The organism is Persephonella marina EX-H1, from assembly GCF_000021565.1.
In the GTDB taxonomy this organism is placed as follows: domain Bacteria; phylum Aquificota; class Aquificia; order Aquificales; family Hydrogenothermaceae; genus Persephonella; species Persephonella marina.
On sequence record NC_012440.1, the window covers coordinates 192529 to 217184 of the forward strand.

27 protein-coding genes and 1 pseudogene are annotated in these 24656 nt (G+C 38.1%); 18 read left to right on the plus strand and 10 right to left on the minus strand.

Features of this window, described 5'->3' with window-relative positions:
- Entirely contained in the window at window positions 1-315 is a 315-nt protein-coding gene (locus PERMA_RS01065; RefSeq protein WP_012676344.1) for a hypothetical protein, read from the plus strand.
- On the plus strand, window positions 302-1432 hold the full coding sequence (locus tag PERMA_RS01070) for a cysteine desulfurase family protein (protein WP_012675201.1): 1131 nt from the start codon (window positions 302-304) through the stop codon (window positions 1430-1432). The genes PERMA_RS01065 and PERMA_RS01070 overlap by 14 nt, the downstream gene beginning before the upstream one ends.
- Here the strand turns inward: PERMA_RS01070 and PERMA_RS01075 are convergent.
- Window positions 1426-1578: a flagellar biosynthesis anti-sigma factor FlgM gene (locus PERMA_RS01075; protein ID WP_148206391.1), complete on the minus strand. Its 153-nt coding sequence runs from the start codon at window positions 1576-1578 to the stop codon at window positions 1426-1428. The two genes, PERMA_RS01070 and PERMA_RS01075, sit on opposite strands and share 7 nt — an antisense overlap.
- A gap of 118 nt (window positions 1579-1696) precedes the next feature.
- Here PERMA_RS01075 and tsaB point away from each other — a divergent pair, with 118 nt between their 5' ends.
- Window positions 1697-2314 (plus strand): tRNA (adenosine(37)-N6)-threonylcarbamoyltransferase complex dimerization subunit type 1 TsaB, encoded by a 618-nt coding sequence (gene tsaB / locus PERMA_RS01080; protein WP_012675494.1) that lies wholly within the window; start codon window positions 1697-1699, stop codon window positions 2312-2314.
- On the opposite strand, the gene PERMA_RS01085 is transcribed toward tsaB, so the two are convergent.
- From PERMA_RS01085 to thrC, 4 genes are read right to left on the minus strand one after another with little or no spacing between them, the layout of a single operon-like run.
- On the minus strand, window positions 2300-3268 hold the full coding sequence (locus PERMA_RS01085; protein WP_012676606.1) for a Ppx/GppA phosphatase family protein: 969 nt from the start codon (window positions 3266-3268) through the stop codon (window positions 2300-2302). The two genes, tsaB and PERMA_RS01085, sit on opposite strands and share 15 nt — an antisense overlap.
- Window positions 3269-3272: 4 nt before the next feature.
- Window positions 3273-3515 carry an NIL domain-containing protein gene (locus PERMA_RS01090; RefSeq protein ID WP_012676898.1) on the minus strand — a complete coding sequence of 81 codons (243 nt, stop codon included), beginning with the start codon at window positions 3513-3515 and terminating at the stop codon, window positions 3273-3275.
- Window positions 3516-3518: 3 nt separating this feature from the next.
- Window positions 3519-3803, minus strand: coding sequence for a MoaD/ThiS family protein (locus PERMA_RS01095; RefSeq protein ID WP_012675618.1), 285 nt, complete (start codon window positions 3801-3803; stop codon window positions 3519-3521).
- Window positions 3804-3813: 10 nt separating this feature from the next.
- Window positions 3814-5061, minus strand: a complete 1248-nt coding sequence (gene thrC, locus PERMA_RS01100) for a threonine synthase (protein WP_012676449.1) — start codon at window positions 5059-5061, stop codon at window positions 3814-3816.
- Window positions 5062-5199: 138 nt separating this feature from the next.
- On the opposite strand from thrC, the gene guaB reads away from it, so the two are divergent.
- The 5 genes from guaB (at window position 5200) to pheA (ending at window position 10282) form a co-directional block, all read left to right on the plus strand.
- Entirely contained in the window at window positions 5200-6669 is a 1470-nt protein-coding gene (gene guaB, locus PERMA_RS01105) for an IMP dehydrogenase (protein ID WP_012675886.1), read from the plus strand.
- A gap of 152 nt (window positions 6670-6821) precedes the next feature.
- On the plus strand, window positions 6822-7187 hold the full coding sequence (locus tag PERMA_RS01110; protein WP_012675590.1) for a hypothetical protein: 366 nt from the start codon (window positions 6822-6824) through the stop codon (window positions 7185-7187).
- A 21-nt stretch (window positions 7188-7208) separates the two neighbouring features.
- Window positions 7209-8405 carry a phosphoglycerate kinase gene (locus PERMA_RS01115; protein WP_012676925.1) on the plus strand — a complete coding sequence of 399 codons (1197 nt, stop codon included), beginning with the start codon at window positions 7209-7211 and terminating at the stop codon, window positions 8403-8405.
- A 12-nt stretch (window positions 8406-8417) separates the two neighbouring features.
- Window positions 8418-9197, plus strand: coding sequence for an inositol monophosphatase family protein (locus PERMA_RS01120; RefSeq protein ID WP_012675803.1), 780 nt, complete (start codon window positions 8418-8420; stop codon window positions 9195-9197).
- Entirely contained in the window at window positions 9197-10282 is a 1086-nt protein-coding gene (pheA, locus tag PERMA_RS01125; protein ID WP_012675980.1) for a prephenate dehydratase, read from the plus strand. Before PERMA_RS01120 ends, pheA begins: the two co-directional genes overlap by 1 nt.
- Here pheA and PERMA_RS01130 read toward each other — a convergent pair.
- Window positions 10269-11339 carry an LptF/LptG family permease gene (locus PERMA_RS01130; protein WP_015898993.1) on the minus strand — a complete coding sequence of 357 codons (1071 nt, stop codon included), beginning with the start codon at window positions 11337-11339 and terminating at the stop codon, window positions 10269-10271. The two genes, pheA and PERMA_RS01130, sit on opposite strands and share 14 nt — an antisense overlap.
- Before the next feature lie 148 nt (window positions 11340-11487).
- Between PERMA_RS01130 and rpsB the strand changes: the two genes are divergently transcribed.
- The 9 genes and pseudogenes from rpsB to infB all read left to right on the plus strand — a co-directional run bounded on the left by rpsB (window position 11488) and on the right by infB (window position 19143).
- On the plus strand, window positions 11488-12390 hold the full coding sequence (rpsB, locus tag PERMA_RS01135) for a 30S ribosomal protein S2 (protein WP_012675358.1): 903 nt from the start codon (window positions 11488-11490) through the stop codon (window positions 12388-12390).
- The gene (gene tsf, locus PERMA_RS01140) at window positions 12390-12983 is read left to right on the plus strand and encodes a translation elongation factor Ts (protein WP_012676061.1); all 594 of its coding nucleotides are present in this window, start codon (window positions 12390-12392) and stop codon (window positions 12981-12983) included. The genes rpsB and tsf overlap by 1 nt, the downstream gene beginning before the upstream one ends.
- A 1-nt stretch (window position 12984) precedes the next feature.
- Window positions 12985-13695, plus strand: a complete 711-nt coding sequence (gene pyrH, locus PERMA_RS01145; RefSeq protein WP_012675507.1) for a UMP kinase — start codon at window positions 12985-12987, stop codon at window positions 13693-13695.
- Window positions 13696-13791: 96 nt separating this feature from the next.
- Window positions 13792-14346, plus strand: coding sequence for a ribosome recycling factor (frr, locus tag PERMA_RS01150; protein ID WP_012676618.1), 555 nt, complete (start codon window positions 13792-13794; stop codon window positions 14344-14346).
- 100 nt (window positions 14347-14446) lie between these two features.
- On the plus strand, window positions 14447-14869 hold the full coding sequence (locus tag PERMA_RS01155; RefSeq protein ID WP_041530974.1) for a ribosome maturation factor RimP: 423 nt from the start codon (window positions 14447-14449) through the stop codon (window positions 14867-14869).
- Window positions 14870-14881: 12 nt separating this feature from the next.
- Window positions 14882-16006 (plus strand): transcription termination factor NusA, encoded by a 1125-nt coding sequence (nusA, locus tag PERMA_RS01160; RefSeq protein ID WP_012676807.1) that lies wholly within the window; start codon window positions 14882-14884, stop codon window positions 16004-16006.
- 42 nt (window positions 16007-16048) lie between these two features.
- Window positions 16049-16147, plus strand: a pseudogene (locus PERMA_RS10970) (hypothetical protein); the annotation flags it as partial.
- Window positions 16148-16528 carry a L7Ae/L30e/S12e/Gadd45 family ribosomal protein gene (locus tag PERMA_RS01165; protein WP_238527222.1) on the plus strand — a complete coding sequence of 127 codons (381 nt, stop codon included), beginning with the start codon at window positions 16148-16150 and terminating at the stop codon, window positions 16526-16528.
- Window positions 16516-19143 (plus strand): translation initiation factor IF-2, encoded by a 2628-nt coding sequence (infB, locus tag PERMA_RS01170; protein ID WP_015898894.1) that lies wholly within the window; start codon window positions 16516-16518, stop codon window positions 19141-19143. Before PERMA_RS01165 ends, infB begins: the two co-directional genes overlap by 13 nt.
- A gap of 1 nt (window position 19144) precedes the next feature.
- On the opposite strand, the gene PERMA_RS01175 is transcribed toward infB, so the two are convergent.
- Window positions 19145-19780: a PilZ domain-containing protein gene (locus PERMA_RS01175; RefSeq protein ID WP_012675277.1), complete on the minus strand. Its 636-nt coding sequence runs from the start codon at window positions 19778-19780 to the stop codon at window positions 19145-19147.
- Between the two features lie 40 nt (window positions 19781-19820).
- Here PERMA_RS01175 and dprA point away from each other — a divergent pair, with 40 nt between their 5' ends.
- A complete protein-coding gene (dprA, locus tag PERMA_RS01180) occupies window positions 19821-20879 on the plus strand; it encodes a DNA-processing protein DprA (protein WP_012675508.1) in 1059 nt (352 codons plus the stop codon).
- Here dprA and PERMA_RS01185 read toward each other — a convergent pair.
- From PERMA_RS01185 to rpsO, 3 genes are read right to left on the minus strand one after another with little or no spacing between them, the layout of a single operon-like run.
- Window positions 20847-22166, minus strand: a complete 1320-nt coding sequence (locus tag PERMA_RS01185; RefSeq protein WP_012676390.1) for an APC family permease — start codon at window positions 22164-22166, stop codon at window positions 20847-20849. The two genes, dprA and PERMA_RS01185, sit on opposite strands and share 33 nt — an antisense overlap.
- Window positions 22167-24296: a polyribonucleotide nucleotidyltransferase gene (locus tag PERMA_RS01190; protein ID WP_012676485.1), complete on the minus strand. Its 2130-nt coding sequence runs from the start codon at window positions 24294-24296 to the stop codon at window positions 22167-22169.
- On the minus strand, window positions 24296-24580 hold the full coding sequence (gene rpsO / locus PERMA_RS01195) for a 30S ribosomal protein S15 (RefSeq protein ID WP_012675422.1): 285 nt from the start codon (window positions 24578-24580) through the stop codon (window positions 24296-24298). The genes PERMA_RS01190 and rpsO overlap by 1 nt, the downstream gene beginning before the upstream one ends.
- Window positions 24581-24656: the final 76 nt, after the last annotated feature.

A 24656-nucleotide genomic window follows, 5' to 3' on the forward strand; every position in this document is an offset into this window, starting at 1 on the left:
ATGAGGGAGATAGAGAAGGTTCTTTTTAGAGGAGAGCTTAAAAGGTTAGACGGTCTTATAAGGGACTGTCTGAATAGAGCTGGGAAGCTTAATTACGGGGATATATTCTCTGAGCATTTCAGTATGATGAAAGGTCTTCAGGAATGTATGAGACCTGAGGAGTACATAAATTTACTTCGTATAGCTGAGGCATCATTAACAGTAACGCTAAAAAAGGCTTACAGAGAGAGGGATCTGGAAGCTGTTAAGGAGATAAAGGAGATTCTCCAGATAGTTAAGGATTTTAATACAGGGGATAGTGATGATATATTTTGATAACGCTGCTACAACAAAGGTTTTTCCAGAGGTTTTAGATAAGATAAAGATCTGGTCACAGGATTTTTATGCAAACCCTAACTCTATTCATTCAGATGGACAGAGATCAAGGATGGCTGTTGAGGAATCAAGAAGGTATATAGCTTCCTTTCTTGGTGTTCCTGAGGATGAGATAATTTTTACATCATGTGCAACAGAGAGTAACAACACAATAATAAGAGGTCTTGCTGAGGGTTACCCTGAGAAAGATGAGATACTGATCTCACCTATAGAGCATAAATCAGTTCTAAACCCTGTGAGATATCTTTCAAAAAGGGGATATAAGATCAGATTTTTAAAGGTAGACAGTCAGGGGATAGTTGATTTAGATGACCTTAACAAAAAGATAACGCCAAAAACGCTTTTTGTTTCCATTATACATGTTAACAATGAGACGGGTGTTGTTCAGGATCTGGAAAGTATAGGAAAGGTATGTAAGGAAAGAGATGTGTTATTTTTCTCAGATACGGTCCAGTCATTCTGTAAGATTGATATAAATTCAGATTCTGTTGATTTTTTCTCTGTCTCAGGACATAAGATAAATGCTCCAAAGGGGATCGGCTTTTTCAGAAGAAAAAAAGATATACAGTTAACACCTCTTCTTTTCGGTGGAGGGCAGGAGTTTGGTTTAAGGTCAGGGACGGAGAATGTTGTTTATATAAAGGCTCTTTCTGAAACGGTAAGGATATGGAATGAAAACAGAGCTTATTTTATAAAAAAATTAAAAGATCTTAGCGGTAAATTTATTAATGGGCTGAAAACAATAATTCCTGATGTTGAGATAGTGAGTGAAAATGCTGAAAGATCCCCAAATATAATTACAGTTATATTCCCGAAGATTGATGCACAGACATTTATAATGGCACTTAATACGGAAGGTATCGCTGTATCCTCAGGTTCTGCCTGTTCCTCAGGCACTCCCTCACCTTCCCATGTTTTACTTTCCTATGGTTATTCTGAGGAAAAGGCATTGAGAGCTGTCAGATTTTCCTTTGGTGTTGATAATACTGAGGAAGAGGTAGATATTCTTTTGGAAAAAATCAAGGATATTTTTGGAAAACTCTCTGTTTTTTACTGATTTTTTTTGAAAAACTCAATAATCTTTTCTGCCACTTCATCTGCTGGTATGTCGTACTCTCCTCTTTCTATCAGTTCTTTTATCTTTCTTATCTTTTCCATACGCAACAGCTTCTCCTCCGTTAAATATGCTTCTAACTTTTCCAAATCTTCCTCAGATAATTTTTGCTCTAAAAGCTTACGAAGTTTTTTCTCATCCAATGCCCTTTCCTCAGTTATTCATTTTTCGGTATAATCCTTTTGTTACTTTAAAAAAGGAGAGGTCATGTTTCTTTCAATAGATACTTATTCTGAAAATATGGGAATAGCCCTTATAAATGGACATCATATTGCTGCAAGACTTTCTTTATCCAAAACAAAACCATTCTCTGAATTAATTGTCGGAAAGTTGGATGATATTTTCAATGATCTCGGTTTGTCTGCTGATCTTATATCTGGTGTTGTTGTAAATAAAGGTCCCGGAAGTTATACAGCTTTAAGGGTAGGACTTTCTGTGGCTAAAACTGTATCTTTCTCCCTCTCTGTTCCGATATACGCTTATGAGAGTCTTGATGTTATAGCTTACAGGTACAGACTCTATAGAGGTAAGATACTTGTTGCTATAAACGGTGGTCAGAAGGAAGCATTCCTGAGGGAGTATATATCAGATGGGAAAGAGACAGAACCTTTAACAGATTACAGTATAGAGAAGATTAGCAGATTGAGGGAAGATATAGAAAAATATAAGGACTATCTGATTATTGAGAAAAATCTGGATACTTTCGGGAAAAATGTTATAAAGGATATTGATGATCTTTCTGTTGATGGGTTCTTTTATGCTTTAAAGTATGATCTTAAAGAAGACCCTCTGTTTTTACAGCCTGTATATCTAAGACCTGTTTGATGAAAACCTTTCCATTATGTATTTTATAACAGCTCCGTGTCTCAATCCCCAGTCGCTTACCCTTATATTATCTTTTTCGAAAACCTCCATAGCCGTATCAAATATGACTATCCCAGATATGATAGCTTCAGCTCTTTTATCCTCAATCTGGGGTATCCTTTTCCTTTCAGTAAGAGTCATTGATGAGAGCTTATCAAGCCATTTTTTGACTGCTTCTCTTGTTAATCTCTTACCGTGAACCTTCTGAGATGAGTAAGGGAATATATGGTACTCAAGAGCAACAAGTGTTGTTATTGTTCCGCCAAGACCTATTATCTCCCTGCACTCCTTCATCTTTCCGTAGGCTTCTTCTATGTAAGGAGTTATAAACCTCCTCATATCCTCTATCTCTTTTTTTTCAGGAGGATCTGATTTTATAAACTTTTCTGTGAGATTTACTATACCGAAGGGAAATGAAACTGAACTTTCAAGCTTATATCCGCCGTTTTCTTTTATGCCGTATGCAAACTCAGTACTTCCCCCACCCTGATCAACTACAACAAAACTACCTTCAGGTGATAGTCCGTAAGCTGTTGCAAGAAAAGAGAGATAAGCCTCTTCATCTCCTGTGATAAGATTTATCTCAATACCGAGCTGTTTTGCCTTTTCAAGGAATTCATTTCCGTTTTCAGCCTCTCTGCATGCGGCTGTTGCATAACCTATTATTCTTTCTACTTTATACTCTTTTGCTATAAGAACATACTCTCTCAGTGTTGCAAGTGTCTCATCAATAGCTTCCCTCTGGAGATACCCTGTTTCCTTCAGGTTTCTCCCTAAGGATGTTATTCTCCCAACTGATAGGATATCATCAACACTACGGAGTGTTTCCTCTAATGAGTCTTTCTCATGAATGCCAGATATTAAAAGTCTTGTGGAGTAGGTTCCAATATCAATTACAGCTACTTTATAGCTCAAAACTCTACTCCATAAAGACCTGTCCTTCTAAAGGGGAAACATCTATCCCCTGACTTACAAGGTACTGTATAGCCTTTTCAATCTCCTCTTCTTTTCCTGTAAGCTCAAGCTCAAGCCAGCCTATATTTTCCTGAACATTAGCCTTTCTTATGTTTATCTCAACATCAAAATTCTTACAGACCCTGCTTAAGATAGGCTCTTTTATCTTTTCTTCAGGGTATATAAGTTTTAGCTTTATAGATTCCATAACTCAGGCCTCCAAACCCCCGGCTATTGCAGGTATTATGGCTACAATATCTCCATCTTTTAGCTCTGTATCTTTCCCTTTTAAAAATCTTATATCCTCATCATTAACAAAGAAGTTAACAAACTTTCTTATCTCACCGTTAGGTTCAACAAGTCTCTCTTTTATTCCAGGAAATTCAGCCTCAAGCTTATCAATAAGCTCTGCTATTGTTGATGCCTCAACCTGAACCTCGCCCTGACCCTGTGTTACTCTTCTTAATGCTGTTGGTATTCTAACTGTTACCGCCATTTTTACCTCCTTATTTTTCTTCAGCTTTTACTGTCTGACCAATAACTTTTTCCTTAAACTCAGTAAGTGAAGGTTTTATATGAACAGGTTTTTTGAGCTGTCCTTCAAGAACTTCCATTGTTTTATAACCGTTACCTGTTATGTAAACAACTACGGTCTCTTCAGGATCAAAAGCCCCTTTCTCAGCTAACTTTTTGAGAACAGCTATCGTTGTTCCACCAGCTGTCTCTGTGAATATACCTTCTGTTCTAGCAAGAAGTTTTATACCCTCTATTATTTCCTGATCTGAGGCTATCTCCATATCACCACTACTTTCCTTCCCTACTTTAACAGCATAAGGACCATCAGCAGGGTTTCCTATAGCTATTGATTTTGCTATTGTGTCGGGTTTTTCTGGAACGATCCAGTCCCTGTTTTCCTTAAAGGCCTTGTATATAGGACTGCATCCTTCTGCCTGAGCCCCGTACATTCTTGGAGGATTATCAGATATAAGTCCTACCTCTTTAAGCTCATTAAACCCTTTCCATATTTTTGTGTACAGAGAACCTGAAGCTAAAGGAGCTACAACAGCGTCAGGAGCTTTCCATCCAAGCTGTTCAGCAACCTCAAATGCAAGAGTTTTTGATCCTTCTGAGTAAAATGGTCTCACATTTATATTAACAAAAGCCCATCCAAACTCATTGGCTATCTCTGAAGAGAGTCTGTTAACATCATCATAATTTCCATCAACAGCAACAACTGTAGGATTGAATACGAGTGAGCCTATGATCTTGTTAGTCTCAAGGTTTGATGGGATAAAGACATAACATTTCATTCCTGAGGCTGCAGCATTTGCGGCAACAGAGTTTGCAAGATTACCTGTTGATGCACAGGCTGCTGTATCAAATCCAAACTCCTTAGCCTTGGAAAGTGCAACAGCAACAACCCTGTCTTTAAACGAGAGCGTTGGATGATTTACAGAGTCATCTTTTATGTACAGATTTTTAAGTCCAAGCTCCTTTCCTAACTTTTCAGCTTTTATAAGAGGTGTAAATCCTGCAGAAAGCCCCACCTTAGGGTTATCTACAGGAAGGAGATCAACATATCTCCATAGACTTTTAGGACCGTTTTCTATCTTTTCCTTAGATATATTCTTCTTTATCTCATCATAATCGTACTCTATTTCAAGTGGTCCAAAACAGAACTCACACACATGTATAGGTTCGACAGGATACTCTTTACCACACTCTTTACATTTTAATGCTTTGACTTTTGGCATTTATTCATAAACCTCCGACGTATATAGATAAGGATTAATTATTATAATATAAAATTTACAGGTATGGAAAATAATGATAAAATGAATAAAATCTAAATCAGTACACAAATCCTTTTAAACAGGAGGTCTGAAGCTTTAATGTATAATGAGTTTATCATAGAAGAGGCTCTTACATTTGATGATGTTCTGCTTTTACCTCAAAAATCTGATGTTCTTCCACATGAGGCTGATGTTAGTTCTTATCTGACACCAAAAATAAAACTGAATATACCGATAGTTTCTGCAGCTATGGACACTGTAACAGAACACAGACTCGCCATAGCACTTGCAAGGGAAGGTGGAATAGGGATAATACACAGAAATATGTCAATAGAAGACCAGATGAAAGAGGTTGAGAAGGTAAAAAAGGCTGAAAGTGGAATGATAACGGAGCCTGTAACAATAGGTCCTGATCAGACTGTAAAGGAAGCTCTTGAGATAATGGCAACATATAAGATATCAGGTGTTCCTGTTGTTGATTCTGAGAATAAGCTTATAGGAATACTTACAAACAGGGATCTTAGATTTTTGCATAAAAAGGATTACAGAAAGCCTGTTTCGCAGTTTATGACAAAAGCTCCTCTCATAACGGCAAAAGAGGGAACATCACTTGAAGAGGCTATGGATATACTCCAGAAACACAAGGTTGAAAAGCTACCTGTTGTTGATGATGAAGGTCATCTGAAAGGACTGATCACTATAAAGGATATAGTCAAGAGAAAGCAGTATCCAAATGCATGTAAAGATGAGCTTGGAAGGTTAAGGGTTGGAGCAGCTGTTGGGACGGGACCAGATACAATAGACAGGGTTACAGCACTTGTTGAGGCAGGTGTTGATGTGATTATCGTTGATACGGCTCACGGTCATTCTGTAAGAGTACTTGAGACTGTGGAGAAAGTTAAGGCTGAGTTTCCAGATCTTGAGCTTGTTGGTGGAAATATAGCAACAGGTGAGGCTGCAGAGGATCTTATTAAAGCCGGTGCGGATGCTGTAAAGGTTGGTGTTGGTCCAGGATCTATATGTACAACAAGGGTTGTTGCAGGTATAGGTGTTCCTCAGATAACAGCTATCGCAAAGTGTGCTGAGGTTGCCCACAAGTATGGCAGAAAGGTTATAGCTGATGGTGGTATAAGATACTCAGGAGATATAGTAAAGGCTATAGCTGCAGGTGCTGATACTGTAATGCTTGGAAGCCTATTTGCAGGTACTGAAGAATCACCTGGTGAGAGGATATTCTACCAGGGAAGAGCTTACAAGGTTTACAGAGGAATGGGATCGCTTGGAGCGATGAAAGCGAGATTCTCTTCAGATAGATACTCCCAGGAGAATGTTGAGAAATTTGTTCCTGAAGGAATTGAGGGAAGAATTCCATTTAAAGGACCTTTATCCGATGTTGTTTACCAGCTTGTTGGTGGGCTTAGATCAGGTATGGGTTATACAGGAAGCAGAACAATAGAGGATCTTCAGAAGAATGGAAGATTCATAAAGATAACAAACGCAGGTCTGAGGGAGAGTCACGCCCACGACGTTTACATTACACAGGAAGCTCCAAACTACTGGATAGATTAAAGGGGGGATAAAGATGGAGCATCCAATAACAGCTTATATAGCAGCTGCAGGTTTTACAGTTGTTTCAGTTATTATTATCGCTTTTCTTGTAAAAGAGGCAAAAAAGTATATGAGCAGTAAGGAAGATTAAGAATTCTAAATAGAGGTCTAATATGGATAAGAAATCATTTTCACAGTTTGATATGCTGCTTGCACAGGAGCTTACTAACCTTGAGAGATTTATAATAAAAAATCCTCTCGGAACTAATGAGTTCTGGAGCGAATGGCAGGAAAAAACAGGTGAGATCATTGTAACAAAAGCTGCAATAAAGAAGGCCCTGAGAAATCATAAAGGATCCCTTGATGAATCACAGATACTGAAGCTCTCTTCAATGCTTGAGGCTTATAAGGAGATAGCAGCATATCTTGAGCTTTTAAGACAGACAGCTTTGAAAATAAGAGGAATTGAGGTCTCTAACTGGGATATATTTGACGGTATTGAAGGTGAGAATGAAGGCGAAGACGATCTGCCGTTCTAAATAAGGAATAGGGAGGTATAGATGTTCAACAGCTATATGACTCTTGAAGATGTTGATGTTACTGGAAAAAGGGTTTTTGTCAGGGTTGACTACAACGTTCCTCTTGACGAACACGGTCATATAGTTGATGACACAAGGATAAGGGAGACAATCCCAACTATAAACTACCTTTTAGATAAAAATGCGAAGGTTATACTTGCCTCACACCTTGGAAGACCAAAAGGTGAGAGAAATCCAAAATACTCACTATTCCCTGTCGCAAGGAGACTTGAGAGACTTTTAAACAAAGAGGTTAAGTTTGCTCCTGACTGTGTTGGAAAGGAAGTTGAGGAGCTTGTATTTAACATGAAAGATGGGGATGTTGTTCTCCTTGAGAATTTAAGGTTCCATCCTGGAGAGGAAGGAAACGATCCTGAGTTTGCAAAGTCTCTTGCAAAACTTGCAGAGATCTATGTTATAGATGCCTTTGGTACATGCCATAGAAAACATGCTTCAATGTACGGCATAAAGGATTTTGTACAGCCTGTTGTTATGGGATTTCTCCTTGAGAGGGAGCTGAAATACTTTGAAAAAGCTCTTGTTAATCCACAGAGACCTGTTGTTGCATTTATAGGTGGATCAAAGGTCTCATCTAAACTTGGTGTTATAAAACATCTGCTTGATAAGGCTGACAAGATATTTATAGGGGGAGCGATGGCCTTCACATTTATAAAAGCTATGGGTTATGAGGTTGGAAGCTCCCTTGTTGAGGATGATATGTTTGATGAGGCCCTTTATGTTATAGATGAGGCTAAAAAGAGAGGTGTAAAGTTCTACCTTCCTGTAGATTTTGTCTGCGGACAGGCTATATCAGAACAGACACCTGTTATTGAGGTTGCATGGCAGGAGATACCAAAAGGCTGGATGGGTCTTGATATAGGACATGCATCTATAACCCTTATAAAAGAGATACTTAAAGATGCACAGACAATAATATGGAACGGGCCTATGGGTGTTTTTGAGATAGATAAATTCAAAGGTGGAACATTTGGGCTTGCCCATGCTATAGCAGAATCACCTGCTCTATCCATTGCAGGTGGAGGAGACACAGATTATGCCATTCATAAAGCCGGTGTTATAGATGAGATAAGCTATATATCAACAGGTGGAGGAGCATTCCTTAAACTCCTTGAAGGTAAAGTTCTTCCCTGTCTTGAGGCTATAACCAAAAATGAATAAGGGGTTTACAGCTTGGAGGAGTATATAAAAACCGCTAAAGAGGCTGCTGTTTTAGGCGGTCACATACTGAAGGAGTATTTCAAAAAGATTAAAAAAGAGGATATAGAGAGCAAATCTGTTAAAGATTTTGTTACGTACGTTGACAAGCTCTCAGAGGAAAGGATAAGGAATTTTATACTTTCTGTCCATCCTGACCATGCATTTTTAGGTGAGGAAGAGGGCGTTGTAGGAAATACAGAAAGTGAGTACCTCTGGATAGTTGATCCTCTGGACGGAACAAAGAACTATATAAACGGTTTTGAGATATTTGCTGTCTCGGTGGCCCTCCAGAAAGGGGATCAGATTGTAGCAGGTGCTATATATGTTCCCATGCTTGATAAGCTCTACTGGGCAGGAAAAGGAGAAGGTGCATATCTAAATGGTGAGAGAATAAGAATATCAAACAGGCCTGTTGAGATGGCTCTTGTTTCTACAGGATTTCCATTCAGGTATATAGAGGAGCTGGACAGCTATCTGAAAGCTTTTAGAGAGGCTATGATAACATTCTCAGCTATTAGAAGACCTGGGGCGGCTGCTGTTGATCTTGCGATGACAGCTGAAGGTGTTTTTGATGGATTTTTTGAGATGAAGCTCTCAATATGGGATATTGCAGCAGGAGTCCTTCTTATAAAGGAGTCAGGCGGTATCTTTACAAATTTTGAAGGTGAGGAAAAGTTAGACGGAAATGTTATAGCGGGAAGTCCCCACATTCATGAGGAACTTTATAAAATAGTAAAAAGAACACTTGTGTGATGGATTATAAAAAAAAGTTAGAAGAGCTTAGGAATAAGATAGACCAGATAGATGAGCAGATTCTCAGACTTCTGAATGAGAGGGCTAAATTAGCCCAGGAAGTTGGGCATATAAAAAAGGAGCATAATCTCCCTATATACGTTCCAAGCAGGGAAAAGGCTATTTTTGAGAGACTTGAAAAGCTGAATGCTGAGCTTGGTGAAATATTCCCTACAGATGCTGTAAAGCCTGTATTCAGAGAGATAATATCAGCCTGTAGATCAACAGAGGAGAGTATTAAGGTTGCATACCTTGGACCAAGGGCAACATTTACACACCAGGCAGCTATAAAACATTTTGGTCAGGCTGTTGAGCATATACCTGTATCAACAATAAAGGATGTTTTTGAGGAGATTGTAAAGGAGAAGGCTGATTTTGGCGTTGTTCCTGTTGAAAACACAATAGAAGGTATAGTTAATTACACACTGGATCTTCTTGTTGATTACCCTCTTAAGATAACGGGTGAAGTTATACTTGAGATATCACTTCATCTTATGGGAATAAATCCTGATGTCAGGGAGATAGTCAGAGTTTACTCCCACAGACATGCACTTGCTGAGTGTAGGGACTGGCTCAGGGAAAATCTGCCAAATGCACAGCTTATAGAGGTTGAAAGTACAGCAAAAGCCGCAGAGATGGCAAAGGATGATTATGAGTCTGCCGCTGTGGCAAGTGAGGCAGCTGCTGATATTTATGGACTTCATATAATTGAGAGAAAGATAGACAGACATATACATAACTTCACAAGATTCCTTGTGATAGGAACACAGATACCAAACAGAACTGGAAATGATAAGACAACATTCATATTCTCCGTAAAAAATGAGGTGGGAGCTCTATATAAGACACTTGAGCCTTTATACAGACACGGGATAAATATGACAAAGATAGAATCAAGACCTTCTAAAAAGGAGGCATGGGATTATATTTTCTTCACAGATATTGAAGGTCATATACAGGATGAGAGGGTAGAAAAAGCTTTAAAAGAGCTTGAGGAGATATCACCTTTCTTCAAGATCCTTGGCTCATACCCTAAAGCTCACTGAACCTGAGTTTAGAAAGGAAAAACAGACCTACCATCAGATACACAAGATCCACAAAAAGAACGGTTATATAAGGGACAGCTCCACTTTCAGCCATTGATGCTATAAATGCTGTACCGTACCAGTAAACGATTATAGATGCAAAAGCTATAAAAAGCTTATCTTTCTTTCTGCTCCACAGGAATGGGAAGACAACGATTGAGAGGATAAGGGCTGAAAATACAGTGGCAAGCTTTGAATAAAACTTACTCCAGTAGTATCCTGCAGGATAACCGAACTTTTCTGCTATAACAGCTGATCTGTAAAGCTGTAGTATTGATACAGGTTTTTTAACCTTTACAAGTTTTTTTAGATTTTTAATGTCTACAGCTACAGGAAAGTCAAATGTCTTAAACCTTCTGTAATTAAAAGAGAAAATGTCAGATAGATCTATGATCTTGCCGTTTTGAATAAGTATGCTTCTGCCCTTTATCTTGAATCTATTACCTTCTATTCTTAAAACAGGATTGTAGTTCTCATCAAACTGTATGAATATAAGATCCTTACCTTCCCTTTTGTTAAAATCAAGAAATCTGAAATACATATAGCTTTTACTGTCAAGTGTAATCCATCTGTTATAAGCGAAAAGGTATTTTTCCTCTTCAGGAGGTCTGTTCTTTAATATAGAGTAAACCTTTTCCACCTCTTTCTTAGCGGTCGGCATAATGAGCTCAAGATTGATTATCTGCAGGAATGATAGGAATAACGGAAATATAAAAAGTTTTGTGGCCAGAGATTTAAGTGAGATTCCGTTGAGAAGTATCGGGTATATCTCTTTACTCTCTATCAGATCCTTTGCAAGAAGTATAAAAGCTATAACAGCAGATATTGGCAGAATGTAGTATACCTTTTCCGGAAGCTGATAGAGTATGTACAGCGAAAGATAGTAAATATCAAGCTGTTTCGCCTTTCTTAAAACCTCTATAAGTTCGGCGAGAACCGCAACAAATGAGAAAGAAGGTAGAACAACAAGCAGGTAAACAGTCAGTTTTTTATATAAATATCTATCTAGTATCCTCATTTAAAACCTTTATTTTTGATAAATGTAGTTAAATATGATATATTATTTCGGTTAATTATTCACAAAAAAGCACGCTTCCCGCTGCAAAAGGGTTGCCCTTTGTGGTCCTTGGGAGGCGGAAGAATAAACCCTTAGGAGGTATGTTTTTATGGCTTTTGAAATCACTATGAGAGAACTTCTTGAAGCTGGGGTTCATTTCGGTCACCAGACAAGAAGATGGAACCCCAAGATGGCACCTTACATCTTCACAAAGAGAAACGGGATCCATATCATTGACCTTGCCAAAACGATCCCGCTTTTCAAAGTTGCCTGGGAGTTTGTGAGAGACGAGGTTGCAAAAGGATCTGACATTCTCTTTGTAGGAACTAAGAAACAGGCACAGCAGATCATTGAAGAACAGGCAACAAGATGTGGAGCTTACTACATCAATGAGAGATGGTTAGGAGGTCTTTTAACCAACTTTACAACAGTCAGAAAGAGTGTTGCCAAGCTCAAAAAGCTTGAGACTATGGAAGCTGAAGGGGCTTTTGAGATACTTCCAAAAAAGGAAGTTGTAAAGCTCAAAAAGAAAAAGGAAAAGCTTGAGAAGTACCTGAAAGGTATAAAGGATATGGAAAAGATCCCTGACATCATATTCATAGTTGATACAGTCAGGGAGGAGCTTGCAGTTAAGGAGGCAAAGAAACTTGGTATACCTGTTGTTGCTATAGCGGACACAAACTGTGATCCTGACATGATAGATTACCCTATACCAGGTAATGATGATGCTATAAAGGCTATAAATCTTATAACAACGAAGATAGCTGATGCTGTTATTGAAGGAAAGTCTTTAAGGGAAAGCGTTGGTGAAGCTGTTGAGACTGAAAGTATAGAAGCTGAGCTTATGAAAAAGGCTGAGGAAGAAGGTGTTGCTGAAGTTGGGATAGTTGAGTCAGGAATACATGGAGCAAACGCACCTGAAAAAGAGGAAAAACTAGAAGAGGAAGTAGATAAGGAAGTTAAGGAGCATCTTCCTGAAGAAATAGAAGAAGCAAAGGAGGAGTTAAAGTAATGGCTACAGACGCAAAACTTGTAAAAACTTTAAGAGAGATGACAGGTGCTGGAATATTAGAGTGTAAAAAAGCCCTTGAAGAGACAGGTGGAAATCTTGAGGAGGCTGTTGAGCTTTTAAGAAAAAGAGGGATAGCAAAGGCTGCAAAAAAGGCAGGAAGAGAAACAAAGGAAGGTATAATCCATTCTTACATACATGCAGGTGGAAGAGTTGGTGTTTTACTTGAGCTTAACTGTGAGACAGATTTTGTTGCAAGAAATGAGGTTTTCAAGGAGCTTGCAAATGAGATAGCTCTCCAGATAGCAGCTATGAAGCCACAGTATGTGAGCAGAGAGGATATCCCAAGGGAAGTGATTGAGAAGGAAGGAGAGATAGCAAGGGAAGCTGCTATAGCAGAAGGAAAACCGGAACATATAGCTGAGAAGATAGCTGAGGGAAAGCTTGAGAAGTTCTTCAAAGAGGTATGCCTCTTAGAACAGCCTTACATAAAGGATGACAAGAAAACTATTGAAGATCTCATTAAAGAGTACATAGCAAAACTTGGAGAGAATATTAAAGTATCAAGATTCTGCAGGTACGAGATAGGGGAATAATTTGGGCTTAAAGTACAGGAGAGTCCTTTTAAAACTATCAGGTGAAGCTTTAATGGGGGATCGAGAGTATGGTATCGATCCCTTTTTTATTAGTGAACTTGCAGATGAGATAAAGTCAGTTTATGAGATAGGTGCAGAGATAGCCATAGTTATAGGTGGTGGAAATATATTCAGAGGAGTAAAAGGCTCCTCAATGGGAATGGATAGAGCAACAGCAGACTATATGGGTATGCTCGCCACTGTTATGAATGCCCTCGCACTTCAGGACATTTTAGAAAAAAAAGAGGTTCCCACAAGGGTTATGTCTGCCATAGAGATGAGGCAGATAGCAGAACCTTACATAAGAAGAAGGGCTATAAGACATCTTGAAAAAGGAAGAATCGTTATATTCGCAGCTGGAACAGGATCACCATTCTTTACAACAGATACAACAGGAGCTTTAAGAGCTGCAGAGATAAAGGCTGATGTTCTTCTTAAGGCAACAAAAGTTGATGGGATTTACGATAAAGATCCTGTTAAACACCCTGATGCAAAGCTGCTTAAGGAGATAACATACCTTGAGGCCATAAACAAAGATCTGAAAGTGATGGATCATACAGCATTAACGCTATGTATGGAGAACAATCTCCCTATAGTTGTTTTTAACATAAAGAAAAAAGGAAATATAATGAAGATCCTCCTTGGTGAGCCTATAGGATCTATCGTCAGATAACTTCTTTTCCTATCAAAATTCTTTTAATTCCATAACTTAAACTCTATCGTGATATAATAAAATATTAGTCTTCACAAGTGGATAAAGGAGGTCGGGATGATACAGGAATACCTGAAAGATGCTGAAAAAAGAATGAAAAAGGCTGTAGAGAAATTCAAAGAGGAACTGGCAAGTATAAGAACAGGAAGAGCATCAGTTGGTCTTGTTGAAAATATAAAGGTTGACTACTACGGGGCTGAGATGCCTTTAAAACAGATAGCATCAATAACAACACCAGAACCAAGTCAGATACTTATACAGGCGTGGGATCAGAATGCTGTTCCTGCCATAGAAAAAGCACTTCAGGAAGCAAATCTCGGAGCAAACCCGCAGACAGAAGGAAACCTTATAAGACTTATTCTTCCTCCCATGACAGAGGAGAGAAGAAGAGAGATAGTAAAGATGTTAGGGAAGATGGCAGAGGAAGCAAGGATAGCTATAAGAAATATAAGAAGAGATGATAAAGAGAGAATTGAGGATCTGAAAAAGGAAGGATTTTCTGAAGACGAAGTGAAAAAAGCCCTAGAACAGCTACAGAAGATTACAGATAAATATATAAAACAGATCAACGATTTAGCCACTGCCAAGGAGGAAGAGATCCTCTCTATCTAACTCTTTGACAATCTTTGAAAAATCCTTATATTAATCCTTAGTAAAATTTGAGTGGGGTATTGTAAAGTTGAAACAGGAGATAATTGAGAAAGTAAAGGAGATGCTTCAGCCTCTTTTAGAGGAGAGAGGCTTAAAACTTGTTGATATAGAGTATGTGACTGAAGGTAAACCTGTTTTAAGAATCTATATTTACAATCCTGAGGGAACAACAATAGAAGACTGTGAATGGATAAGCAGAAGGATAGGAGCTTTACTTGATATAGAGGATCTTATACCTGTTTCCTATACACTTGAGGTGTCTTCCCCTGGACTTGAAAGAAAATTAAAAAATGTTGAAGAGTATGATATTTTTAAAGGAAGGGATATAAAGATAGTTTTAAAAGAGCCTGTTGACAAAAAGAATGTTATAAAAGGTGTTTTAAAAGGTAGAGAGGACAATAATATTATCGTTGAAGAGGAAGGAGAGGAGGTAAGGATACCTTTAGAGAATATAGCAAGGGCAAATTTAGAATTTAAACATTAAAGGGGAAGTGTAATGGCAGTTAAACTAAAAAATGTGATAGAAGCGGTTGCAAAGGAAAAGAATGTTCCTGAGGAGATAATAGAGAAGGCACTTATAGATGGTATCACAGCTGCTGTGAAAAAGGAGTACGGATATAAGGATAACGTTCAGGTTATATTTGATAAAGAGGCGGATGAGCTTAAGGTTCTTTTGAAAAAGAGGGTAACACCTTTTGTTGAAAACCCAAAAAGGGATATATCACTTGAAGAAGCGAAAAAGATAGATCCAAAAGCTGAGGTTGGAAGTTATGTGTTTGTTCCTCTCAATCTTGAGGAGCTTGGGAGGATAGCACTGAACGCAGCCAAGGAAGTTATAACACATAAAGTTGCGAGGGTTGAAAAAAATATACTTTTCAAAGAGTTTAAAGAGCTTGAAGGAAAGATAGTAACAGGAACGGTTAGAAGGTTTGAAGATGGGGATATTATAGTAGATTTAGGAAGAATAGAGGCTGTTCTACCGGAGGAAGAGCAGATAAAAAAGGAAAAGTACAGAGTTGGAGACAGGATAAGGGCTCTTATACTGAAGGTTATAAAAGATGGTTCCTATCCTGTTTATGAGAGAGGTAAGGTAAAAAGGGTTATAAAACCTATAGACAGGGACAAACCCCTCGTTATACTATCAAGAACACATCCAAACTTTTTAAGAAAGCTTATAGAGATAGAGGTTCCTGAGATACAGGAAGGTGAGATAGAGATAAAGGCTATAGCAAGAGAACCTGGTGAGAGAGCAAAGGTTGCTGTATGGACAGAGGATAAAAATATAGATCCTGTTGGTGTTGTTGTAGGACTGAAAGGTAGCAGAATACAGAATGTATCTGCAGAGCTTTCAGGTGAGAAGATAGATGTTATAGAGTGGGATCCTGATCCTGCACAGTTTATACTCAGAGCACTTTCTCCTTCACATCCAAAGAAATGGAGACTTCTTGAGGATGAGAAAAGAATAGAGGTTGCTGTCCCAAAAAATGAGCTCTCGCTTGCTATAGGAAAAGGTGGTATAAACGCAAAACTTGCACACAAACTTACAGGATGGCATATAGATATACTCAGCGAGGAAGATTTTGAAAGAATACAACAGCTTCCGAGAAAAACAGCAGGCTAAACCTTTAAGAACCTGTATTTTATGTAAAAAAAAAGACCTAAGGAAGAGCTTATAAGATTTATTGCAGGTACAGATGAGGTTGATTTATTAAAGAAGAAAGGTGGAAGAGGTTATTACATCTGTCCGGAATGTGTTTTGAGGGTGAAAAGAAAGGGTATGAAGATAGATCCTGAAAGACTGAGAGATCAGCTGAGAAAACAGATAGTAAATCTTATTCAGATAGGATGGAGAGGAAGAATTATAAGTATAGGTTACGATCAGGCTGAGAAGGAGATAAATAAAGGCAGAAAAGGTTTTCTTATATTGGCCACAGATGTGGCAGAAAGAACAAAAAGGAATATCTTAAGGCTGTTCAAAGGCGATTATTTTGAGATTTTTACCAAGGAAGAGCTTGGCAGTTTTATAGGCAAAAAAAATGTGGGACTAATATTTGTCCCTGAAACCAAATTTGGTTTAAAATTAAAAAGTTTGATTAAACAATTTTTAGACCTTGAAGGAGGTAGTGTTAATTGTCAAAGATAAAGATTTCCGATCTTGCTAAAGAGTTCGGAATGACTTGGAAAGAGCTTGCTGGAGAGATAGAGGAACTTACAGGAAAAACTGTGAAATCACCATCTACTAAGATAGATGAGGAGATAGTATCCCTTTTAAGGGATGTTTTACAGCCTGCTGAGGAAGTGGAAGAGGCTGTAGAGAAAAAGGTAGAAAAGGAGAAAGGTTACAGAATTTTTGAGCTATCCCACGACTGGAATATACCTTTTGAAGAACTTGCAGAGGATCTTAAAGCGATAGGATACACAAAGAGCATAGACAATTTTACGATACTTGATGAGGAAACTGTAAACAGACTAAAAGATTACATAAAAGAGAAGAAAGAAAAGGAAAAAGAGAAAAAGAAAGAGGAAAAAGAAGAGAAGAAGGTAAAAGTAGAGAAAAAAGTTGAGGAAAAACCTGTAGAGGTTAAAAAGGAAGAGAAAAAAGAGGAAAAAGTTGAAAAAGTTGAGAAAAAAGAAGAAAAAGTACAGAAAAAGCCTGAGAAAAAAGAGGTAAAAAGAAAAGAAAAAATAGTTGCGAAAGAAGAAAAACCGGAAAGGAAAAAAGCTGTAGAAGAAAAACCTAAGAAAAAGGAAGTTAAAGAAGTTAAAAAAGTAGAAAAGCCAAAGGTTGAGGTTGTAGAGGAAAAAGAGGAGACTAAGATAAAGATACCTGAAGCTGAGATAAGAAAAGAGACAAAGGAAGAGAAGGCAGAACTTGAAGCACTTAGAAAACTTATGGGGCCTCAGCCAAAGAAGAAGAAAAAGAAAAAGAAGAAAAAAGAGGAAGAAAAAGCACCTGTTGAAACAAAGGAAAAAGAGGAAGAGCTTAAGATAGCTATAATTCCGGAGGTTGTTACTGTAAGGGAGCTTTCAGACATACTTGATATGCCTGTTAATGAGATTATGGCAGAACTTCTTAAAAGGGGCATTTTGGCAACTGTTAACCAGACTATAGATCCTGAGATAGCTCTCCAGATAGCTGAAGAACATGGTTATTTAGCAGAGATACAGAAAGAAGGAGAGGAGGTTAAGATTGTTGAGGAGCTTCCTCAGGAAGAGAAGAAAAAACTCTTAGGTGAAGAGGAAGAAGAGGAAGAAAATCTTGTTGAAAGACCTCCTGTTGTTACCGTTATGGGTCACGTTGACCACGGAAAAACAACACTTCTTGATACTATCAGAAAGACAGATGTTGCTGCAAAGGAGAAAGGTGGAATAACACAGCATATAGGTGCTTATAAGATAAAACTGAGCAATGGTAAGGAGATAACATTCCTTGATACACCTGGACATGAAGCTTTCACAACACTCAGGGCAAGAGGTTCTAAGGTTGCTGATATAGCTGTCCTTGTTGTTGCTGCAGATGATGGTGTAAAGCCGCAGACAGTTGAGGCAATAAACCACGCAAAAAGTGCTGGTGTTCCTATAATAGTTGCTATAAACAAGATAGATAAGCCAGGTGCTGATCCTGAAAGGGTAAAAAGAGAGCTCGCCCAGTATGAACTTATACCTGAAGAGTGGGGTGGAGACACAATAATGGTTCCTGTTTCTGCAAAAACAGGACAGAATGTTGAGGAGCTCCTTGAGAATATACTTCTTGTTTCTGAGATACTTGAACTCAAGGCAAATCCAAATAGACCTGCAATTGGAACTATCATAGAATCAAAACTTGATCCAAAAAGAGGACCTGTTGCGACAGTTCTCATAGAAAATGGAACGCTTCACCAGGGAGATTACTTTGTTGCCGGTTTTACATGGGGTAAAGTTAGGGCTATGTTTGATGAGAGAGGAAGACAGGTAAAAGAGGCTACACCTGGAACACCTGTTGAAGTGCTTGGATTTAACGAGGTTCCACAGGCAGGGGATAAATTTGTTGTTAAACCTTCTGAAAGGGAAGCAAGACTCCTCGCTGAGCAGAGAAAGCAGAAATACGAAGAGGAGCTTCAGGCTAAGAGAACAAGAATCCATCTTGAGAACCTGAAAGATGTTAAAGAGATAAATATTATTCTTAAGGCTGATGTTCAGGGATCACTTGAGGCTATCACGAAATCTATAGAAGAGCTTTCAGAGAAGTTTGAGGATGTAACGATAAATATTATTCACAGCGGAATAGGAGCTATAACGGAAAGTGATGTTATGCTGGCTGCAGCATCAAATGCTCTGATAATAGGCTTTAATGTAAGACCTGACGCTTCAGCAAGAAAGGCAGCTGAGGAAGAGGATGTTGATATCAAAATATACGGAATAATCTATGATCTTATAGATGATCTTGAGAAAGCTCTTAAAGGTATGCTTACACCTAAGGAAAGAGAGGTTCTTCTCGGTATATGTGAGGTAAAACAGATATTCAGAATAAAAGGTGTTGGAACTGTTGCAGGATGTATGGTGACAGAGGGTGTTATAAGGAGAAATGCTAAAGCGAGACTCGTAAGGGATGGTGTTGTTATCTACGATGGTGAGATAACATCCCTGAAAAGATTTAAAGAGGATGTTAAGGAAGTAGCGAAAGGCTACGAGTGTGGACTTATGCTTAAGGACTTTAATGATATAAAGCCTGGAGACCAGATAGAGGCATACGAGATAGTACAGGAAAAGGCAGAGTGACCTAAAACATAGTTATCTTCTTTGCTATGTCTCTCTGCCTTTCAAAAACATACTTTACTATCTGGTTTCTTACCCTGTTTGGGATATCTAAAAGCTTTATACCCACTCTAATGAGATTATTTCCCTGGTCTTTTATGTAGACTATCTTTCCCTTAATATCAAAAACAGTTCCCTTCAGTTCAAGTTCCATCTCCTTCTCTTCACCTTCCTTTAAGCCTATATCAGAAGGAAGTATTATTCCTATACCAGCTTCACTTATATCCTCAATAGGGTATTTTTTTCCGTCAATTATCAGGAATGCTGGGTTTTCAGGAGATGTTGTAACCCTTACATACCTTCTGTTGAGTTTTGGCTCAAGGGCAAGAGTAGGAAATGAAGTTACCATCTCTTTATCATCATGTATTATTACCGTAGCGATAAATATATCATTTCTGTACTTGAAATAGATAACCCTGTTATCAAGAAGAGGTATTCTCAGTTTTTCATTAAAACTCCATATTATCTGTTTCCTCTCATAATCTATATCAAGGACTTTAAGTTTCGCCTTTACAGGAACTTCATTAAAAAATACAGCAACCTCAATGCTGTCCTGTTCTTTCATCCAGTTAAGTACTTCCCTTAAAAAACTTTTTTCCATCCTCTCTCCTTTTACTATATAATTTTCCAGGGGGTAATAAATGTCTGCTATAGATTATATACAACTTTCCTATATAAAAGGCATAGGAAATAAAACGTTAAAGCTATTAATAAATACTTTCGGCAGTCCGGAGAATATTTTTCAACTTTCTTTCAGTGAGCTATCGTCTGTTGTAGGAAGTTCTGTAGCTGAGCTTATACTGAAAAGGGATAAAAGCCTTAAGAAGAAGGCTGAAGAAGAGTTTTTGAGGGCTGAGAAATCAGGCGTGAAGATCATTCACTTTAATGACCATTCCTATCCGGAACTTCTTAGAGAGATACCTGATCCCCCTTTATACCTTTACTGTAAAGGAAGGCTTGATCTGGCCAGAGCTGTTTCCGTTGTTGGAAGTAGAAGATTTACCTCTTATGGAAAAACTGTTACAAAACAGATTGTTTCTTATCTTTCTGATCAGAATGTAAATATAGTATCAGGTATGGCCCTTGGGATAGATTCTATAGCCCATGAGACAGCATTAGAGAGAAGCTGTCTGACTACAGCAGTTTTAGGTTGTGGTATTGATATTGCTTATCCTCCTGAGAACAAAAAGCTTTATGAGAGAATTATTGAAAATGGTGCTGTAATATCAGAGTTTCCTATGGGAACTCCCCCTTATAAGTATAATTTTCCAGTCAGGAATAGAACTGTTGCAGGGATTTCATATGCAACAATAGTGACAGAGGCCTCAGAAAAATCAGGAGCTTTAATAACGGCAAGACTTGCGAATGATTATGGGAGAGTAGTTTTTTCAGTCCCTGCAAATATAAACAACCCTCTTGCAAAGGGAAATAACATTCTTATAAAGGATGGGGCCATTCCTGTAGTTGATATGGAGAGTATAGATGAAAATCTGCCTTACATAAAAAGATCAGATAAAGAAGAGATTAATCTTTCAGAGATTGAGAAAAAGATACTTTTTATTCTTTCATCCCCTGAGCATATAGATATAATCTCTGAGAAAATGAACATATCTGTTTCCGATCTTATGGTAATCCTGTTTGATATGGAATTAAAGGGACTGATAACATCAGAAAATGGTATTTATATGAGATCTGTTTAGCTTTCTTTTTATAAATATCCTTCCTGTGATCTGTCTGTAGACAATTTCAAATAAAAATGCGAAGGATAGAATGAAAAATCCTGTTATAAAGCTGTCCCTCTGATTGTTCCACTGGTATATCAGAAGAATTATAAACACAGATAAGATAACAATCAGATTCAGTATGATAAATACCTTTTTTCCACCGGCTATATTGGAAAGCCTGTAATGGGAGACTATAACAAAGATGTATATTATAAGGAATACATAACTGATAAGGGCTGATATCCCGTTTAGATCAAAAAACAGAGCAAAGATATAGCTGAGAACAGCTGTTATGAAAAGGCCTTCAGGTTCGTTAAACCATACCTTCCTTTCAAAAACCTTCGGTAGATGTCCTTTCTTTGATAAAACGTATGCAATATTTGCTCCACCGTATAACGTTGCGTTAATAGCTGATGATGTTGAGAATAAAGCACCTATAGCAACAAGTGTAAAACCTATATCACCTAAAAATGGCTTTGCAGCTTCAGCGAGAGCATACTCTTTTGATCTTATAAGACCTTCAACACCTAAGTTTCCAAGTGCCACCACTGAAACGGAGATATAAATAAAAGCAACAATGAAGATACTTATGTATATAGCCCTTGGAACGTTTTTCTCTGGATTTTCTATGTTCTCAGATGCGTTTGTTATAAGACCAAAACCCATATATGTCAAGAAAAGAACTGAGGATGCAAAAAAAGTGTTAACTATACTGCTGTTATTGAATACGGGTTTTATAAAATCTGGATTTATACTCCAGATCCCAAGGACAACAAATGATAGGAGAACAGAAATCTTTATTAAGACTATCCAGAACTCAGCCTTTCCAACAGCTTTTGATCCAAAAAAGTTTAAAGCTGTAAATAATACTATTATTGCACCTTCAACAGATGCCACAAAAACAGGCTTATCTGGAAGATGAAAAAGAGCGAGGAAATAACCTGAAAAAGCCTTGGCAAAAAGTGATATAGATATCACATAACTGAACCACATCAGTATACTTAGAGTACCTGTTACAGGATTATCCCCTATACCTCTAATAATAAACTCTATCGGTCCTGCATTTGATATGAACTTTGATCCTAAAAATGAGTAAGAGTAAGCAACTGAGAATGATATAACAGCAGCTATAAAGAATGCTAAAGGGAGATTGTTCTCACATATCTGGGCACCAACACCGAGAATAGAGAATATACCGGCACCTATCATGGTGCCTACAGCTAAGGAGACAGCCTCCCACAGCCCTATCTTTGATTTTTTCATCTACTCAAAGAGGAATTTATTTTTAGGCTCTTCTCCTTCTCTAACTTCCTTTAAAGAGACTTTTGCCCTTCCCATCTCGTCTATATCTATGACCTTAACTGTGAGTATATCTCCAACCTTTATCTTTTCTTTTGCGGATCTTATTCTCTCAGGAGATATCTGTGAAACATGTAGCAGTGATAGTTTTCCAGGCATCAGTTCAACAAAGGCACCGTAATCCTCAACCCTTGTTACTTTACCCATATAAACCTCACCAAGCTCAATATCCATTATCAGTCTTTCTATCATTTCTTTTGCCTTGTCTGCGCTTTCACCATCGACAGCATATATTCTTACAAGACCTTCCTGATCCAGGTCTATCTTAACCCCTGTTTCATCAATGATCTTTTTGATATTCTTTCCTGAAGGACCGATAATAACAGGTATCTTCTCAGGTAGAACTCTCATTGTTATAACTTTTGGTGCGTGAGGTGAGAGTTCAGGTCTTGGCTGAGGCATAGCCTTATACATAAGATCTAGTATATGCATTCTTGCTTTTTTGGCCTGTTCAAGAGCCTCCTGGAGAATCTCTTTAGATAGACCTTTTATCTTTATATCCATCTGGATGGATGTTACACCATCCCTCGTTCCTGCAACCTTAAAGTCCATATCCCCAAGATGATCCTCATCGCCTAAAATGTCTGTCAATATAACATAATCGTCATCTTCTTTTAGAAGACCCATAGCTATTCCGGCAACATGCTTCTTCATAGGGACGCCAGCATCAAAAAGTGAGAGAGAAGCACCACAAACAGTTGCCATTGATGTTGATCCGTTAGATTCCAGAATCTCAGAAACAACTCTTATAACGTATGGGAACTCTTCTTCATCAGGTATGAGAGGCTCAATGGCTCTCTCAGCAAGGTTTCCATGACCTATTTCCCTTCTTGAAGGAGCCCTAGGAGGTCTGGCCTCTCCAGTTGAGAATGGTGGGAAGTTGTAGTGGAGCATAAATCTCTTCTTCTCTTCACCTTCCTCAATACTTTCCTCTATCTGTTCCTCACCTGGAGCACCTAAGGTTGTTGCTACAAATGCCTGAGTCTGGCCTCTTGTAAAGATAGCTGAACCGTGTATTCTTGGGAAAAGTCCTGTTCTTATCCAGATAGGCCTTATCTCGTCAGGTCTTCTACCATCTATACGAACCTTCTCTTTCAGTACCTTTTCTCTCATTATGTTGGAAACTATCTCTTTGTAAATAACCTCAGCCTTTTTCTCTTTCTCTTCAGGTATCTCTATCTTCTGGATTGCCTCTTCGTATATCTCTTTAATTCTTTTGTTTCTTTCTTTTTTATCAAGTATATTGAACGCCTCTTTTACACTTTCTCTTACAATACTTTCAAGCTCTGCCTTTATTCTTTCATCCTCTTCATCTATCTCTACAGTTATCTTCTCTTTTCCAACCTTTGATCTGAGTTCTTCCTGAAGATCACACAGTTTTTTGATCTCTTCATGGGCAAAAAGGATTGCATCAAGTATGACCTCTTCAGATACCTCCTCAGATCCACCTTCAACCATAACGATAGCATCCTTTGTTCCAGCTACAACTATGTCTATGTCAGATCTGTTTCTCTGCTCGTATGTGGGGTTTACGATAAACTCACCATCAAGCCTGCATACTCTCACACCTGCAACTGGTCCCTCAAATGGAGCTTCTGTTATATGTAAAGCAGCTGATGCTCCCACTATTGCAAGAACATCAGGATCGTATTTGTCATCAGCTGAGAGTGTCATAGCTGTGATGATAACATCATTAAAGAAGCCTTTAGGGAACATAGGCCTTATAGGCCTGTCTATAAGTCTTGATACGAGAATTTCCCTAACTGTAGGTTTTCCTTCTCTTTTTACAAATCCTCCAGGGATCTTACCGTAGGCGTAAGTTTTTTCCCTGTAGTCAACTGTAAGGGGAAGGAAGTCTATATCAGCCTGTGCTTCTTCTGATATTACAGCTGCAACAAATACAGCTGTTTCACCCTGTCTTACTATTACAGCACCGTTGGACTGCTTTGCAAAATAACCTGTTTCTATTGAAATAGGTGTTTCTTGAATTTTTGTTTCAACCTTCTCAACAGTAATATCACCTATTCCTTCCATTACCTACTCCCGGTAGCTTCTCTGATATTTAACTCCTGAATAATCTTCTGATATCTCTCAAAATCTGTTCTTTTCAGGTAGTTTAAAAGCTTTCTTCTTTTATTAACCATTCCTATAAGACCTCTCCTTGAGTGGAGATCCTTTTTGTTCTTTTTGATGTGTTCTGTCAGATTTTTGATTCTTTCTGTAAGGATCGCAATCTGAACCTCTGGAGATCCTGTATCTCCTTCATGTCTTGCGAACCTTTTTATGATCTCTGCCTTCTTCTCTGGAGTGATTGACATTAATTAACCTCCTGTTATTTTTAAATAATTTTGAACATTATATTATAACATATATATGGATTTTTTCATCAGTTTG

Excerpts from the sequence above, each read along its gene's own strand:
- PERMA_RS01185 (WP_012676390.1), bottom strand. The coding sequence starts at position 22,166 with ATGAAAAAATCAAAGATAGGGCTGTGGGAGGCTGTCTCCTTAGCTGTA.
- thrC (WP_012676449.1), bottom strand. The coding sequence starts at position 5,061 with ATGCCAAAAGTCAAAGCATTAAAATGTAAAGAGTGTGGTAAAGAGTAT.
- nusA (WP_012676807.1), top strand. The coding sequence starts at position 14,882 with ATGGCAGTTAAACTAAAAAATGTGATAGAAGCGGTTGCAAAGGAAAAG.
- PERMA_RS01155 (WP_041530974.1), top strand. The coding sequence starts at position 14,447 with ATGCTTCAGCCTCTTTTAGAGGAGAGAGGCTTAAAACTTGTTGATATA.
- PERMA_RS01070 (WP_012675201.1), top strand. The coding sequence starts at position 302 with ATGATATATTTTGATAACGCTGCTACAACAAAGGTTTTTCCAGAGGTT.
- rpsO (WP_012675422.1), bottom strand. The coding sequence starts at position 24,580 with ATGTCAATCACTCCAGAGAAGAAGGCAGAGATCATAAAAAGGTTCGCA.
- PERMA_RS01175 (WP_012675277.1), bottom strand. The coding sequence starts at position 19,780 with ATGGAAAAAAGTTTTTTAAGGGAAGTACTTAACTGGATGAAAGAACAG.
- guaB (WP_012675886.1), top strand. The coding sequence starts at position 5,200 with ATGTATAATGAGTTTATCATAGAAGAGGCTCTTACATTTGATGATGTT.
- PERMA_RS01065 (WP_012676344.1), top strand. The coding sequence starts at position 1 with ATGAGGGAGATAGAGAAGGTTCTTTTTAGAGGAGAGCTTAAAAGGTTA.
- rpsB (WP_012675358.1), top strand. The coding sequence starts at position 11,488 with ATGGCTTTTGAAATCACTATGAGAGAACTTCTTGAAGCTGGGGTTCAT.
- frr (WP_012676618.1), top strand. The coding sequence starts at position 13,792 with ATGATACAGGAATACCTGAAAGATGCTGAAAAAAGAATGAAAAAGGCT.
- PERMA_RS01130 (WP_015898993.1), bottom strand. The coding sequence starts at position 11,339 with ATGAGGATACTAGATAGATATTTATATAAAAAACTGACTGTTTACCTG.
- PERMA_RS01095 (WP_012675618.1), bottom strand. The coding sequence starts at position 3,803 with ATGGCGGTAACAGTTAGAATACCAACAGCATTAAGAAGAGTAACACAG.
- tsf (WP_012676061.1), top strand. The coding sequence starts at position 12,390 with ATGGCTACAGACGCAAAACTTGTAAAAACTTTAAGAGAGATGACAGGT.
- pheA (WP_012675980.1), top strand. The coding sequence starts at position 9,197 with ATGGATTATAAAAAAAAGTTAGAAGAGCTTAGGAATAAGATAGACCAG.
- dprA (WP_012675508.1), top strand. The coding sequence starts at position 19,821 with ATGTCTGCTATAGATTATATACAACTTTCCTATATAAAAGGCATAGGA.
- PERMA_RS01090 (WP_012676898.1), bottom strand. The coding sequence starts at position 3,515 with ATGGAATCTATAAAGCTAAAACTTATATACCCTGAAGAAAAGATAAAA.
- tsaB (WP_012675494.1), top strand. The coding sequence starts at position 1,697 with ATGTTTCTTTCAATAGATACTTATTCTGAAAATATGGGAATAGCCCTT.
- PERMA_RS01190 (WP_012676485.1), bottom strand. The coding sequence starts at position 24,296 with ATGGAAGGAATAGGTGATATTACTGTTGAGAAGGTTGAAACAAAAATT.
- PERMA_RS01110 (WP_012675590.1), top strand. The coding sequence starts at position 6,822 with ATGGATAAGAAATCATTTTCACAGTTTGATATGCTGCTTGCACAGGAG.
- PERMA_RS01115 (WP_012676925.1), top strand. The coding sequence starts at position 7,209 with ATGTTCAACAGCTATATGACTCTTGAAGATGTTGATGTTACTGGAAAA.